General features: G+C 43.2%; 13 protein-coding genes. 11 read left to right on the forward strand and 2 right to left on the reverse strand.

From position 1 onward, the window contains the following. Positions 1–71: 71 nt before the first annotated feature. Together NFS34_RS10455 and rmf are read right to left on the reverse strand one after the other, a co-directional pair. Entirely contained in the window at positions 72–1397 is a 1326-nt protein-coding gene (locus NFS34_RS10455; protein ID WP_251359987.1) for a TonB family protein, read from the reverse strand. Between the two features lie 126 nt (positions 1398–1523). After that, positions 1524–1706 (reverse strand): ribosome modulation factor, encoded by a 183-nt coding sequence (rmf, locus tag NFS34_RS10460; RefSeq protein WP_251359988.1) that lies wholly within the window; start codon positions 1704–1706, stop codon positions 1524–1526. Between the two features lie 449 nt (positions 1707–2155). Here rmf and NFS34_RS10465 point away from each other — a divergent pair, with 449 nt between their 5' ends. The 11 genes from NFS34_RS10465 (at position 2156) to NFS34_RS10515 (ending at position 15705) form a co-directional block, all read left to right on the forward strand. After that, positions 2156–2521, forward strand: a complete 366-nt coding sequence (locus NFS34_RS10465) for a MerR family DNA-binding transcriptional regulator (RefSeq protein ID WP_251359989.1) — start codon at positions 2156–2158, stop codon at positions 2519–2521. A gap of 78 nt (positions 2522–2599) precedes the next feature. Further along, positions 2600–3760: an isovaleryl-CoA dehydrogenase gene (locus NFS34_RS10470; protein ID WP_285834463.1), complete on the forward strand. Its 1161-nt coding sequence runs from the start codon at positions 2600–2602 to the stop codon at positions 3758–3760. A 223-nt stretch (positions 3761–3983) separates the two neighbouring features. Continuing rightward, the gene (locus NFS34_RS10475) at positions 3984–5165 is read left to right on the forward strand and encodes an acetyl-CoA C-acyltransferase (RefSeq protein ID WP_251359990.1); all 1182 of its coding nucleotides are present in this window, start codon (positions 3984–3986) and stop codon (positions 5163–5165) included. Between the two features lie 125 nt (positions 5166–5290). Beyond that, positions 5291–6439, forward strand: a complete 1149-nt coding sequence (locus NFS34_RS10480) for an acyl-CoA dehydrogenase family protein (protein WP_251359991.1) — start codon at positions 5291–5293, stop codon at positions 6437–6439. 30 nt (positions 6440–6469) lie between these two features. After that, positions 6470–8080: a carboxyl transferase domain-containing protein gene (locus NFS34_RS10485; RefSeq protein ID WP_251359992.1), complete on the forward strand. Its 1611-nt coding sequence runs from the start codon at positions 6470–6472 to the stop codon at positions 8078–8080. Between the two features lie 18 nt (positions 8081–8098). Then, positions 8099–8938: an enoyl-CoA hydratase/isomerase family protein gene (locus NFS34_RS10490; protein ID WP_251359993.1), complete on the forward strand. Its 840-nt coding sequence runs from the start codon at positions 8099–8101 to the stop codon at positions 8936–8938. 20 nt (positions 8939–8958) lie between these two features. Next, on the forward strand, positions 8959–10980 hold the full coding sequence (locus NFS34_RS10495) for an acetyl/propionyl/methylcrotonyl-CoA carboxylase subunit alpha (RefSeq protein ID WP_251359994.1): 2022 nt from the start codon (positions 8959–8961) through the stop codon (positions 10978–10980). Between the two features lie 3 nt (positions 10981–10983). Continuing rightward, a complete protein-coding gene (locus NFS34_RS10500; protein WP_251359995.1) occupies positions 10984–11931 on the forward strand; it encodes a hydroxymethylglutaryl-CoA lyase in 948 nt (315 codons plus the stop codon). A 50-nt stretch (positions 11932–11981) separates the two neighbouring features. Then, on the forward strand, positions 11982–12680 hold the full coding sequence (locus NFS34_RS10505) for a CoA transferase subunit A (RefSeq protein ID WP_251359996.1): 699 nt from the start codon (positions 11982–11984) through the stop codon (positions 12678–12680). An 11-nt stretch (positions 12681–12691) separates the two neighbouring features. Then, positions 12692–13348, forward strand: a complete 657-nt coding sequence (locus tag NFS34_RS10510; RefSeq protein ID WP_251359997.1) for a CoA transferase subunit B — start codon at positions 12692–12694, stop codon at positions 13346–13348. Positions 13349–13527: 179 nt separating this feature from the next. Continuing rightward, complete coding sequence (locus NFS34_RS10515) at positions 13528–15705, forward strand: S46 family peptidase (RefSeq protein ID WP_251359998.1); 2178 nt, start codon at positions 13528–13530, stop codon at positions 15703–15705. Positions 15706–15842 lie beyond the last annotated feature (137 nt).

Raw genomic sequence — 15842 nt, forward strand, 5'->3', positions numbered from 1 at the left:
GACCTTACGGGGTCATAAGTAAAAGTGCGCCTAGTTTAGCGATTTAGCTTAAAAAGGCAAGAATAGATGTATTAAGTCTTTAACTTAGACTTATATAAATCAAGTTTTTGCTTCATATCACTAGGCACTCTTCGGTACTTTTTAAGCTCTTTATTAGCTTTTTTCTGAAATCTAACCGCTTTCTTAAAATCTTTCATTTTGGCATAGGTAGCGGCATAGAGCATGTAGTAGCGAATAGGATCTTTAACTTTTTTAGGCTCTAGCAAATCTAGCTTGTTAATAACCAATTCAGGAGAGTAATCCGGATTATCAAACAGTATTTTGGCGATCTCTAGCGCTGACTCTTTATCTTCTGATTTAGCAGCCTTATCTAGCCAGAATTTACGCTTTTGTTCCGCTTCTGCACTTGCAAATTGACCATAGTATTCAGACAGTTTTAGCTGCGAGCGGCCCAAGTCTGCTGATGCCGCTGTGATTAGCCATTTCAAGCCCTTATCAATATCTTTATCGCAACCTTCTCCTCTTAAAAGCCTAACGCCCAACTCATGCTGCGAATCGGTCAAACCCTGCGATGCGGATTGATAAAAAAGCTCCGCTTGATTAATGTCATCATCCAATACGGTCGATCCGTACATTGCATAGTAAAATTGACCTACAGGGTCCCCTTTCTGAGCTAAAGCTTTGTATTTCTTGATTTTATTTTTAGTTCTGCTCGAGTATTCTTTACCCGACTTGCTGAATTTGATTTTGTATCTATAACTATTGTCCAAATCCGCACCTGCAACATCAAACTCCCATTCCTTAATCGCATCAATGGTGGCATTATCAAAAACGCCGTAGGGATAGGAGTCCACAATCTCAATCTCAACAGCTTTACCTTGAGAATTTAGTTTGAATTCTGCGTGAGCAAACCCTTCGATATTTAACGAATCAGCTCTTACTGGATAAACGGGCAAAGTGGATTTAACAACCTTTGCAAAGTTATAGTCCATTTTATTAGTAAATATCGGCTTTAATTCATTGACCACTGCAGCCTTACTATATTTTTTGAAAATAGAATCGTAATAACTGTCCGCTTCAGCCTGATCTTTTATATGGGAACTTAGTTGATTGAGAATATCTTGTGTGCCTTGAGACTCCCCATCTTCATCAGAAAGCTTGAGCCACGCATAAGCTTTTGTCAGATCTCGTTTAGTGCCCAAGCCATCTAAGTACATGAAACCTAAATTATATTGAGCGTTTTTATTGCCTATTTCTGAGAGTGAATGAAACTCAAGAAATGCTTCCTGATAATTACCTGCTTCATAGTTTTTTACCGCTTTATTAAAGTCAGCCTGTACACTGAAAGACACAAAAACCATTACAACTATAAAAAAACATCTTAGATTATTATGCATTTTTTATCCCTATAGTTTTTAATTTAATTATTTTTCAAAATAAGGTTACTAGAAGTAATTTTTTCTTTCAATAAAAACCCCAGTTAACCACTAGAGCTAGCCGGGGGTTTTATTGAAAGAAAAGTTTTACATGTAGTTCTTCATTCCTGTATTTTGAAACTGCTCGCGCCCTTCTCGCCAGCCGCCTAACCATTCTTCTTTGGCATTGACTTCTTCATAAGGACACAATTCTTTAGACTGACCATGTAACGCCGCATTAAAGCCTTTAGAATGTGCTCTTTGTAGCTTATCTCGCTTTTGTCTTTTCATAGATGCTTCCTCTATTGCTTATGTTGAGATGGAAAGGTTAAGTTTATAAGCTTAGATAACCTATTTTTGCTCAGGCAAAAAAAACCGACTGCCTATTGCTAGGTAATCGGTCTATTTTATTGCTATATCTGCACGCCTGATTGAATTGGCCTACGCAGCTATCAAAATGTTGGGTAAACGCTTTGCTTTGGTTAAGTCTTTCCATCTAGAAAAAATCGTTTTTGTTTCTATTAACCATAGCGACTACTACAAATTTTTCAAGCAGATTTTCTGAATTTCTGTACATTAATCATACAATCAATGGCTTACTTTCATTTTATAGACTAAGTCTCAAAATTATCTTTTAATTACTGGTAACACCAGTTGTTGATCACTGCTCACCAAGTTTACGTTTGCGTAAAGGTAAGGTATTATTGGGGACACATTTTAAATAAACATTTAACCACTTAATGGCTGTAGCGGAAAAAGAATACACAATCAGTGATTTAGCAAAGGAATTTGAGATCACTTCTCGCTCGATCCGTCATTATGAAGATGAAAAACTAATAAGCCCGCAGCGACGCGGTACTCACCGCATCTACTCTTCGCGTGATCGGGTTCGCCTACAACTGATCTTGCGCGGTAAACGCTTAGGTTTTTCATTGGCCGAAATTCGTGAAATTATTGATTTATACGATTTACCGGAAGGTGAGCAGAAACAAACACAGCTGCTGTTAGGACTGATCCAAGAACGTCGCGCCGCTCTTTTGCAACAACGCAAAGATATTAATTTTATGCTTAAAGAGCTGGACATGCTCGAAGCAAAGCTAGATTAACGCCTAGAAAAACGTCTAGGTTAAATTTTTAACTTATTGATTTATAAGAAATTGATTTTAAAAGATTGAGGAACCATTATGTATCCATCATTAAACTTCGACCTTGGCGAAACCGCCGACATGATCCGTGACATGGTGCGCGGCTTTGCGGAAAAAGAAATTGCGCCAATAGCCGAAAAAACCGATGAAGAAAACCTTTTCCCCCATCATTTATGGCAAAAATTAGGCGAACTAGGTCTGCTAGGCATTACCGTAGAAGAAGAATACGGTGGCTCTGGCATGGGCTATTTGGAGCATGTAGTAGCGATGGAAGAAATTAGCCGTGCTAGCGCTTCGATTGGCTTAAGTTACGGCGCTCATTCAAATTTGTGTGTTAATCAAATTCGCCGCAATGCTTCTGAAGAGCAAAAGAAAAAATATTTGCCAAAGTTATGTTCGGGTGAACACGTAGGAGCTTTAGCTATGTCGGAGCCGGGTGCTGGCTCCGATGTAGTCGGAATGCGCTTAAAAGCGGAACTTAAGGGCGATAAATACGTCTTAAATGGCAACAAAATGTGGATCACCAATGGTCCCGAAGCGGACGTTTTGGTGGTTTATGCTAAAACCGATATGGAAGCACATTCGCGCGGCATCACCGCCTTCATCATCGAAAAAGGTATGAAGGGTTTCTCGACCGCACAAAAACTCGACAAATTAGGTATGCGCGGCTCTAACACTTGTGAATTGGTATTCGAAGATTGCGAAGTGCCGGTTGAAAATGTGATGGGCGAAGTTAATCAAGGCGTAAAAATCCTTATGAGCGGCTTGGACTATGAACGTGCAGTTCTTTCTGCAGGCCCCTTGGGCATTATGCGCGCCTGTATGGATGTGGTAGTACCTTACGTTCATGAGCGCAAACAGTTTGGTAAACCGATTGGTACTTTCCAATTGATGCAAGGCAAATTAGCGGATATGTACACCATTATGAACGCCAGCCGTGCTTATGTGTACGCTGTAGCTAAAGCCTGCGACCGTAAGGAAACCACTCGTAAAGACGCCGCGGCAGCAATTTTATTTGCCGCAGAAAATGCTACCAAACTGGCGCTCGATGCGATTCAAGTATTAGGCGGCAATGGCTACATTAACGAATACTCTACTGGCCGTTTATTGCGCGATGCGAAGTTATATGAAATTGGCGCTGGCACTTCGGAGATCCGTCGAATGTTGATTGGTCGCGAATTGTTTAACGAAACCGCCTAAAATGTTTATATTTGCCAACTCATTGTTAAAAGTTATCTCGAAGTGCTCATTTAGGTTACTAAACTCCGCGCTTCTTGATAACTTTTGCCGCGATTTGGCTTCATCTAAATCATTTTAGTTATTTAAAAATTTTTAAAAATTAATGACATAGAGAAGCGTGATGAGCACAGCTAGTACGAGGCCAAGTAATAGCTAGCGCAATAGCTTCGAAGAGGAACAACAAATGAGTAATGATCCAATCGTAATTGTAGGCGCAGCCAGAACTCCAATGGGCGGTTTCGGCGGTTCTTTATCAACCGTAAAATCCACTGAACTTGGCTCGGTTGCCATTAAAGCTGCGGTTGAGCGCGCTGGTATTCAAGCTGAAGATGTGCAAGAAGCTATTATGGGTTGCGTATTGCCTGCAGGGGTTGGTCAAGCGCCAGCTCGGCAAGCGGCACTTGGCGCTGGTATGACAGTCAACTCTACTGCTATGACCATTAATAAAGTGTGTGGCTCTGGCATGAAGTCGATTATGTTGGCTCACGATTTATTAAAAGCTGGTACTAATGAAGTTATGGTTGCTGGCGGTATGGAAAGCATGAGCTTGGCGCCTTATATGATTCCTACGGCTCGTTACGGTCAGCGTTTTGGTCATGGCAAAACCCTCGATCATATGGCTTACGATGGTTTAGAAGATGCTTACGAAGGCTCTGCGATGGGCGTTTATGCTGAGCAAACCGTTGAAAAATATGGCTTTAGCCGCGAAGATCAAGATGCTTTTGCAATTGAGTCTCTAACTCGCGCTAATGCAGCGATTGAAGCTGGTCATTTCAATAACGAAATTGCGCCAGTAACAGTAAAGTCTCGTCGTGGCGATACTCTAGTAGATACTGACGAGCAGCCGCCAAAAGCGCGTCCAGATAAAATCCCAGCGCTACGCCCTGCTTTCAAAAAAGATGGCACTGTAACCGCAGCTAACGCTAGTTCGATTTCAGATGGCGCCGCTGCTGTGGTCATGATGCGTCAATCGGAAGCTGAAAAGCGCGGCCTAAAACCATTGGCAAAAATCGTAGCGCAAGAATCTAATGCGCGGATCCCTGCTGAGTTTACTATTGCCCCGGTTGGCGCCATGGAAAAAGTTATGGCCTCTGCCGGTTGGACAAAAGACGAGGTAGATTTATTTGAAATCAACGAAGCTTTTGCAGTTGTTACCATGGCAGCAATGAAAGATTTAGCGTTAGATCATGCTAAAGTAAACGTCCATGGCGGCGCTACTGCGCTTGGCCATCCTATTGGCTGCTCAGGAACGCGCATTGTTGTAACATTGATCGAAGCACTGCGCACCCATGGCAAGACTAAGGGTGTTGCTAGCTTATGTATTGGTGGTGGTGAGGCTACGGCTTTAGCTATTGAGTTGGTTTAATACAATTTCAAATTTAGTGTCATTCCCGCGAAAGCGCGAATCTATTTTGAACTGTTATACTAACCTTAAAGTAGATCTCCGCTTTCGCGGAGATGACGAGAAAACTTCTTTATAGAGATGAATTTATGATTCTTACTGAAGAACAAACCATGATTCAAGATATGGCGCGCGGCTATGTGCAAGAGCGCATCGCGCCTTTTTCAGAAGAATGGGATAAAAATAAAACGTTCCCCGCCGAGGCTTTGCAAGGCTTAGGTGAACTGGGTTTTTATGGCATGTTAGTGCCGGAAACTTGGGGTGGTAGCGAAATTGGTTATACTGCTGCAGCGTTAGTCCTAGAAGAAATTGCTGCTGGCGATGGCGCTTGTTCGACCATTATTTCGGTTACCAATTCTGTTGGCTGTATGCCGATTTTAAATTTCGGTAATGATGAGCAAAAAGAACAATTTTTAAAGCCTTTAGCTTCGGGTCAAATGCTGGGAGCTTTTTGTTTAACCGAGCCGCATGCTGGCTCTGACGCTGCTGACTTAAAAACTAAAGCCGTTCTTCACAAAAGCCCTGATGGTGATGAATACATTTTAAATGGCGTAAAGCAATTTATTACTTCAGGGAAAAATGGCGATGTGGCAATTGTTTTTGCCGTAACCAATCCAAGCGCGGGTAAAAAAGGCATTAGCGCTTTTATCGTGCCCACCAACACGCCAGGTTACATCGTGGCCAACATCGAAGATAAGATGGGCCAAAATGCTTCAGATACAGCGCAAATCGTTTTAGAGAATTGTCGTATTCCTGCTGCTAATTTGCTGGGTGAAGAAGGTCAAGGTTATAAAATCGCCCTTTCTGGCCTTGAAGGTGGCCGTATTGGCATTGCCGCTCAATGTGTCGGCATGGCGCGCGCAGCCTATGAATATGCCTTACAATATTCCAAAGATAGAACTTCTTTCGGCAAACCAATTTTTGAGCATCAAGCAGTTCAATTTAAGCTGGCGGAAATGGCGACCAAAGTGGATGCGGCGCGTAATATGGTTTTGAACGCAGCACAACTTCGTGATAACAACTTGCCTTGTTTAAAAGAAGCTTGCATGGCGAAACTCTTTGCTTCCGAAGCGGCAGAAAAAGTGTGCTCTGATGCAATTCAGGTTTTAGGTGGCTATGGCTACTTAAAAGAATTTCCAGTGGAACGCATTTATCGTGACGTGCGCATCGCGCAAATTTACGAAGGCACCAGCGAAGTGCAAAAAATGGTAATTGCTCGTGCAATTGCTAACGATTAAATAAGTTAGGATTTAACTAGGATAAAAAAGATGCCAGTTATTAAATCTTCAATCAATCCTCGTAGTGCAGCGTTCCAAGAGAATGCTGATGCGATGAGTGCCTTAGTAGATGACTTACGCGACAAGATGGAGTACATCACTCAAGGTGGCGGCCCTAAATACCAAGAGAAGCACTTATCTCGCGGTAAATTACTACCGCGTGATCGGGTGCGCAAACTTTTAGATGTTGGTTCACCCCTGTTAGAAATTTCGCAGATGGCTGCTTGGGACATGTATGATAATAAAGTTCCTGCCGCTGGTTTGATTGCGGGAATTGGTCGCGTTTCCGGCGTTGAGTGCATGATTGTCGCTAACGATGCTACCGTTAAAGGTGGCACCTACTTTCCTGAGACCATTAAAAAACACCTCAGGGCGCAAGAAATTGCTGAGCAAAATAACCTGCCCTGTATTTACTTAGTCGATTCAGGCGGCGCTAACTTGCCACAGCAAGACGAGGTGTTTCCAGACAAAGATCACTTCGGACGAATTTTCTACAATCAGGCTAACATGTCGGCCAAAGGCATTCCTCAAATTGCGGTGGTCATGGGTTCTTGTACCGCTGGAGGTGCTTACGTTCCGGCAATGGCAGATGAATCCATTATCGTAAAAGAACAAGGCACCATTTTCTTAGGTGGCCCGCCACTGGTCAAAGCTGCTACCGGCGAAGTAGTTTCGAGCGAAGAGTTAGGTGGTGCAGACGTTCACTGTAAAAATTCTGGGGTTACCGATCACTATGCGCTCAATGATGAGCATGCTTTGAAACTGGCACGCCAAGTGGTGAAAAATTTAAACCGTAAGAAAAAGCCGTTTGTAACTATCGAAAAACCCTTTGAGCCTTTGTATCCCAAAGAAGAGCTTTATGGCGTTGTCAATAAAGATCCGCGTAAGCCTTTTGACATTCGCGAAATCATTGCTCGCATTGTCGATGGTTCAGAGCTGGATGAGTTTAAAGCGCTTTATGGTAATACTTTAATTTGTGGCTTTGCTCGAATTCATGGTTATCCGGTAGGTATTGTCGCTAACAACGGGATTTTATTTTCCGAGTCAGCGCAAAAAGGCGCTCACTTTATTGAGCTTTGTTCGCAGCGCGGCATTCCGCTGGTCTTCTTGCAAAATATTACCGGCTTTATGGTTGGTCGCAAATACGAAAATGAAGGGATTGCAAAACATGGGGCGAAAATGGTGACTGCGGTTGCTTGTGCTCGTGTTCCAAAATTCACGGTAATTGTCGGTGGTAGTTTTGGCGCAGGCAACTACGGTATGTGTGGTCGTGCTTATTCTCCTCGCTTCTTATGGATGTGGCCTAATTCTCGTATCTCTGTTATGGGCGGCGAGCAGGCGGCGAACGTTCTAGCACAAATTAAACGTGATAATTTCGAGCGCCGTGGCGAAGAACCTTGGTCTGAAGAAGAAGAAAAAGCCTTCAAAAAGCCGATCGAAGATCAATACGAAAAGCAAGGCCATCCTTATTATTCCAGTGCGCGCTTATGGGACGATGGCATTATCGATCCTGCCGATACGCGTATGGTCTTAGGCCTCGCCCTTTCCACTGCTATGAACGCTGAAGCTGAAGAAACTAAGTTCGGCGTCTTTAGAATGTAAGAGCCCGAGGAACCACTTATGATACCAGTAATGACACAAGAAGCTCTTAAAATTGCGATTGATGAAGGCCAAAATGCAGACTCTAGTCTTGGTAGCGAAGGTCGCGGGGTTGGTTATATCACCCTAACTCGTGGCGAGATCCATAATGCTTTTGATGACCAGTTGATTGCCGATCTGACTTCTGCTTTTCAAGCCATGCAAAACAACGATGATGTTGAAGTTGTGGTATTAAAGGCTGAAGGCAAAAGTTTTTCTGCTGGCGCTGATTTAAACTGGATGCGTCGTATGGCCGATTATTCTTGGGATGAAAACTTCCAAGATTCGCAAGCCTTAGCAAAATTAATGAACACCATTTACAGCCTTAATAAACCAACCGTTTGTGTCGTTCAAGGTGCAGCTTTTGGTGGTGGCGTTGGTTTAGTTGCTTGTTGTGACATGGTGGTTGCATCTGAGCGAGCAAGTTTTTGTTTATCAGAAGTAAAACTTGGTTTAATCCCAGCCGTAATTAGCCCTTATGTAGTTAAAGCAATTGGTGAACGCCAAGCGCAACGCTATTTTTTAACCGCGGAACGCTTTAAAGCCAAGCAAGCCCAAGAGTATGGTTTGGTTCATGAAGTGGTTGCTGAAGATCAGCTTGAAAATAAAACCAGTGAAATCATCAGCACCCTACTCACAAATGGCCCGCAAGCAGTGATGGCGGCTAAAGATTTGATCCGCGCCGTGGAAGGTAAAGTCATCGATCAAGTGCTAATGGACGAAACTGCCAAACGTATTGCGGATATTCGCGCCAGCGAACAAGGCAAAGAAGGTTTAAACGCATTCTTAGAAAAAAGACCCGCTGATTGGTCTCTAGGCTGATCATAGGAGATAAAAGAGTAATGTTTACAAAAATATTAATTGCAAACCGTGGCGAAATTGCTTGCCGCGTGATTAAAACCGCACAAAAACTGGGGATCAAAACGGTAGCCGTTTATTCCGAAGCAGATAAAAACGCCATGCACGTAGCAATGGCTGATGAAGCGGTATATTTAGGCCCAGCACCCGCCCGCGATTCTTACCTCAAAGGTGATTTAATTATTGAGGCCGCCAAACAAACTGGAGCCCAAGGAATTCATCCGGGTTATGGTTTTTTGTCGGAAAATGCAGATTTTTCCAAGGCTTGTTTTGCCAATGGCATTGAGTTTATTGGTCCGCCAGAAAACGCGATTATTGCAATGGGCTCTAAGTCTGCTGCCAAGGAAATCATGCAACAAGCGCAGGTGCCACTCGTTCCTGGTTATCATGGCGAAAACCAAGCTTCTGATTTCTTGAAATCTGAAGCGGATAAAATGGGTTATCCCGTGATTATCAAAGCCACCGCTGGCGGTGGTGGTAAAGGGATGCGGATTGTTTGGAAAGCCGAAGAATTTGAATCGAGTTTAGCCTCTTGTAAGCGCGAATCTGCAGCCTCTTTTGGTGATGATAGAGTATTAGTTGAAAAATACATTACCAAACCGCGCCACGTTGAGATCCAAGTATTTGCCGATAAACATGGTAATGCAGTGCATTTATTCGAACGTGATTGTTCAGTTCAGCGTCGCCACCAAAAAGTCATTGAAGAAGCCCCCGCTCCTGGCTTAAGCGAAGAAACTCGCGAAACTATGGGACAGGTAGCTATTCGTGCAGCCAAAGCCATTGGCTATGTCGGTGCAGGAACGGTTGAGTTCTTGTATGACGAAGATGGCTCTTTTTACTTTATGGAAATGAACACTCGGCTACAGGTGGAACACCCAGTTACCGAATATATCACGGGGCAAGATTTAGTGGAGTGGCAACTCAAAGTCGCTTCCGATCAAAAACTACCGTTAACGCAACAAGAGTTGTCAATCAACGGTCATGCTTTTGAAGTCAGAATTTACGCCGAAGATCCGCGCCAAGATTTCTTACCAGCTACTGGCACTTTATTGCACCTTGATACGCCTGAAGAAACGCAACACGTTCGTATTGATACCGGCGTCCGACAAGGCGATACGGTTTCGGTACACTATGATCCCATGATTGCCAAACTTATTGTTTGGGATCAGGACCGTAATACAGCCTTAGCACGTTTGCGAGGAGCCTTGGCGCAGTACCAAGTAGTGGGTGTTACCACTAACACTGAATTTCTTTCGGCGTTAGCCTCTAATCAAGCTTTCCAAGACTTAGATTTAGATACAAACTTTATTGAGCGACATAAAGACGATTTAATTCTTGATGATTTAGCCGCCGATAACGACACCTTAGTCACAGCCGCCATTTATCAAATTTTAAAACGCCAGCAAAACGCGCAAGAGATTGCAGCGCAAAGCGATGATCCCTACTCGCCTTGGAATCAAGTTACAGGCTGGCGCTTAAACACTGATAATCACCATACCTTAGACTACAAAGATCTTGTCGATGGTATTGCTAATGAGTTATCGGTAACGGTCCATTTTCGAGGCTCTTCGCAAGCTCAAGGCTATCTATTGGAATTGCCATCAACTGAACTCAATGCTCTATCAGCAAAGTTAGTTGGTGATGAGCTACGCTTGGATGTTGAAGGTCGGCGCTTTAATGCAAAAGTGGTTGAAGACAATAACAAGCTACACGTTTTTGTTCATGGTAATTATCAAATGCTTGAAACTGTTGATAAAGGTCAAGCAGGCGAATCCGATGATGCTGGTGGTAGCTTAACCGCGCCAATGCCGGGCACTATTATCGATGTTTTAGTAGAAGCTGGCGATACAGTTGAAGCCGGTCAGCCCTTGGTGATTTTAGAGGCCATGAAAATGGAACACACCATCAATTCGCCAAGCGCTGGCACGGTTGCAGAAGTGATGTACTCGGCAGGTGATTTAGTAGAAGATGGCGCTGAATTGCTATCATTGGATTCTGGAGAATAACTAATGGTTATGGTTGCTGAGAAACCCATCTTTCCTGCTCATGTAAAAATCGTGGAGATGGGGCCAAGAGATGGTTTACAAAATGAAAAGCAGCCTGTTTCCACAGAAGTAAAGTTAGATCTTGTTAAACGCTTGATAGCTGCTGGTGAAAAACATATTGAAGCTACCGCTTTTGTTTCGCCAAAATGGGTGCCGCAAATGGCCGATCATCATGAGATCATGCAAGGCTTGAAAGCTCTTGATAATAGTGGTGATGTGATGTTTCCGGTGTTAACTCCTAACCTCAAAGGTTTTGAAGGCGCACTCGCTGGCGGCGCTAAAGAAGTAGCGGTTTTTGCCGCAGCTTCGGAGAGTTTTTCGCAAAAAAATATCAACTGCTCGATTGCTGAATCCTTAGAGCGATTTAAGCCAGTTATCGCCGCCGCCAAAGAACAGGGTATTTTAGTGCGCGGTTATGTGTCTTGCGTTCTCGGCTGCCCCTTTGAGGGCGAGATTGCGCCAGAACAAGTTGCATCTGTAACTAAAGCACTATATGAGTTGGGTTGTTATGAAATTTCTCTAGGTGATACCATTGGTACCGGCACGCCAGCCAAGGCGCAGGCCATGATTAAAGAAGTGGCAAAATATGTGCCGATAAATCATTTGGCCTGCCACTTTCATGATACTTATGGCCAAGCACTAGCAAACTTATATGCTTGTTTAGAACTAGGTGTATCCACTATTGATTCATCAGTAGCTGGAATCGGTGGTTGTCCTTATGCACCAGGCGCAACGGGTAACGTCGCCACCGAAGATGTGGTCTATATGCTCAATGGTTTAGGTATAGAAACGGGAATTGATTTAGATAAGTTAGTCGATGCTGGTGTGTTTATTTCTGATGCTTTGGGAAGAAAACCCGTATCCAATGCAGCGAATGCCCTGCTCTCAAAAAGAGCTGTCAGCTTAAAATGAGCAACAATAAATTAATTTGAAAATAATTTTGATTTAAACGAGGACTGAAAATGTCAGGTTTTAATAAAGTCGTAACCAGTTACGAAGAAGCCTTAGCGGGCTTTACCGATAATATGACCGTGATGGTCGGGGGCTTTGGCCTTTGCGGTATTCCAGAGGGTTTGATTGAGCAAGTAAATAAGCTTGGGGCAACTGGTTTAACTGCTATTTCCAACAATGCTGGTGTCGATGGTTTTGGTTTGGGCAAATGGTTAGAGAAACGCCAAATATCGACCATGATTGGTTCTTATGTTGGCGAGAACGAACTGTTTGAAAAACTGTTGCTATCTGGTGAGATGGAAGTGATTTTAACGCCGCAAGGCACACTAGCTGAAAAAATTCGTGCTGGTGGCGCTGGCATTCCAGCTTTTTTCACAGCAACTGGTTTTGGAACTCAAGTAGCTGATGGTAAAGAAACCCGTGAAATTGATGGTCGAAATTATGTCTTAGAACCATCCTTAACGGCGGATTTTGCTTTAGTAAAAGCTTGGAAGGCCGATACCATGGGCAACCTGATTTTCCGCAAAACGGCCATGAACTTTAATCCAATGATGGCAACAGCTGGCAAGATTACGGTCGCGGAAGTTGAAGAAATCGTAGAACCAGGCGAGCTTGATCCAAACTATATCCATACCCCTGGTATTTATGTGCAACGCGTGATCAAAGGTGAATTTGAAAAACGCATCGAACAAAGAACCGTTAAATCTTAAGGAGAACTCAAATGGCATTAACACGAGATCAAATCGCCATGCGAGTGGCGCAAGAAATTCAAGACGGCTATTACGTCAATCTAGGTATCGGCATCCCTACTCTAGTAGCAAACTATATTCCTGAAGACATGGAAGTGATGCTGCAATCGGAAAATGGTTTGTTAGGTATGGGTGAATTTCCAACAGAAGAAACTATCGATCCTGATTTAATCAACGCTGGTAAACAAACGGTAACCGCAGTCACCGGCGCGGCCTATTTTTCATCGGCAGAAAGTTTTGCCATGATCCGTGGCGGTCATGTGGACTTAACCGTATTAGGCGCCTTTGAAGTGGATCAAGCTGGCAACATTGCTTCTTGGATGATTCCTGGCAAGCTGGTTAAAGGTATGGGCGGTGCTATGGATTTGGTAGCTGGCGCTGAAAACATTATCGTGACCATGACTCACGCCAACAAACACGGCGTTTCAAAAATTCTTAAAGAGTGTACCCTGCCCTTAACCGGTGCTAACTGCATTAAACGGGTAATCACCGAATTGGCCTTTATGGAGATTAAAGACGGTGCTTTCCATTTATTAGAGCGAGCTCCAGGCGTTAGCGTGGAAGAAATTCAAGCTTTAACTGAAGCGGATCTTGTTGTTCCTGACGATGTACCTGAAATGAAGGTTTAGCTGGCTGCGCTTGATGCTACTCAGTTAACAACAATTGTGAAGCCAGCCTAACGCTGGCTTTTTTAGAGCTCTAAAGATTCATATTCGCTTACATCTTTACAGGGATAAAGGCTACCAATAAGTTATCAGTAGACTATGATGTATGGCGTCATTTTATAGGAGTAATTTAGGATAAGACTATGAAGAAACTACTATTATCAGCGGCACTACCTATTACGGCACTAACCATTGCTGCACTACCCTTAACAGCTGACGAAGGTATGTGGCAGCCGCACCAATTGCCGAGCTTAAAAACCGAATTAAAAAATGCTGGCCTTAAATTAAATCCTGAAGATTTAACTGATTTAACCGAGTTTCCAATGGGCGCTATTGTGAGTCTTGGTGGTTGTTCGGCGGCATTTTTATCGCCACAAGGGCTGGTCGCCACCAATCACCACTGCACTTATGGCAGTATCCAGTTTAACTCTACCGCAGAGAACAACCTGATTGAAAAAGGCTTCTTAGCTAAATCTTTGCAAGAAGAATTAAAAGCGGCTCCAGGCAGTCGGGTTTATGTTACCGAGCAGGTCACCGACGTAACGGATAAAGTGATTGGTGATTTATCAGCAGATCTAAGCGGTATTGATCGCTACAAGGCTATTGAGAACAGTCGCAAAGCTCTAATTGCTGAATGTGAAGCTGAAGATGGATACCGTTGCCGCGTCAGTGCTTTCCATGGCGGTTTGGAATATTTCTTGATTAAACAAATGGAAATCAAGGATGTACGTTTGGTCTATGCTCCAGCAGGTTCTATCGGTAAGTACGGTGGCGATATCGATAACTGGATGTGGCCTCGTCATACCGGCGATTTTTCTTTTTACCGCGCATACGTGAGCAAAGATGGCAAGCCCGCTGACTACTCAAAAGACAATGTGCCTTATCAGCCAAAGCACTTCTTAAAGGTCAACGCCAATGGAGTTGAAGAAGGTGACTTTGTGATGATTGCAGGTTATCCAGGCAGCACCAACCGTTATCGCACCAGTGTTGAAGTGAAAAACCAATTCGAATGGTATTACCCTAATTTTCGCAAATTGGTGCATAGCTATATCGACATTATCGAGAAAAATGCACCGGAAGGCTCCGATGCTCGAGTTAAATACGCTTCAACTCTGGCGGGCTTGAACAATGTGGAAAAAAATTGGGGCAGCATGATTGAAAGCTACGGCAAAGGTGATTTTTTACAGCGTAAGCTGCAACTTGAATCCAGCTTAACCAATTGGTTAGACACCGATAAGCAGATGAGCAAGAAACACCGCAGTTCGATTGATGCTTTAAATCAACTGATCTTAGAAGATCAAAAAGAGCAAGAAAAGCAAATGAAATTATGGGCCATGGGGCGCGATGCGTTAAGCTCTACAGCTTCAAATCTTTATCGTTTGGCACTGGAAAAACAAAAACCCGATGCTGAGCGTGAGCCTGGTTATCAAGAGCGAGATATGACTCGTTTTAAAGAAGGTCTAAAACGTTTCAATCGTCGCTGGGATGAAAATGTGGCCAAAGAATTGTATAAATTCTTTATCGCTGAATACGCTACCCTAGCTGCTGAACAAAGAGTTAAAAGTTTCGATACGGCCATGGGGATTGGCAGTACTTTTGATGCAGACAAGTTTGCTAAAAAACTCGATCAGATGTTTGCAAAAACCAAACTGACCGATGAAAAAACCCGCTTGGATTGGATGAATAAGTCAGTTGAAGATTTTAAAAACTCTGACGATCCTTTTATTCAGTTAGCGGTTGCCACTCACGATGAAAACTTTAAGCGTGAGTTGAAAGATAAGCAACGCTCAGGTCAATTCCAACAACTGCGCCCTAAATATATGGCAGCCATGATCGACTACTACAATTTCTTAGGCAAGCCGATCTACGCCGATGCTAATAGCACCTTGCGTGTTACTTACGGCAACGTCAAAGGTTATTCGCCGCAAGACGGCATTTACGCTACCCCATTTACCAGCCTTGAAGGCTTACTGGCAAAGCATACTGGTGAAGATCCTTTTAATTCTCCCGAAGCTCAGAATCGCTTAATCAAAGCTAAAAAATACGGCCAGTACCAAGATAAAAACTTGGACTCTGTTCAGGTCAACTATCTGACTACCGTGGATATTACTGGCGGTAACTCAGGCTCATCGACTCTGAATGATAAAGCTGAATTTATTGGATTAGTATTCGATGGCAACTACGAATCGATTATCGGTGATTGGGATTACGATCCGAAACTTAAGCGAGGAATTCACGTTTCCAGTGCTTACATGTTATGGGTGATGGAATATATCGATAATGCTCATAATTTGATTGAAGAGATGACCATTATTCGGTAGTATTTAGCCAACTCAAGGAAGGGGCTTTTTTAGCCCCTTTTTTTATTCTTATAAAAAAATAATGATTGAAAATTTTTCACTTAATGCAAAAACAATAAATACTCATTTCAACAACTTCATTAAAGGTCTAATTATTT

The organism is Kangiella sp. TOML190, assembly GCF_023706045.1.
Lineage (GTDB): Bacteria > Pseudomonadota > Gammaproteobacteria > Enterobacterales > Kangiellaceae > Kangiella.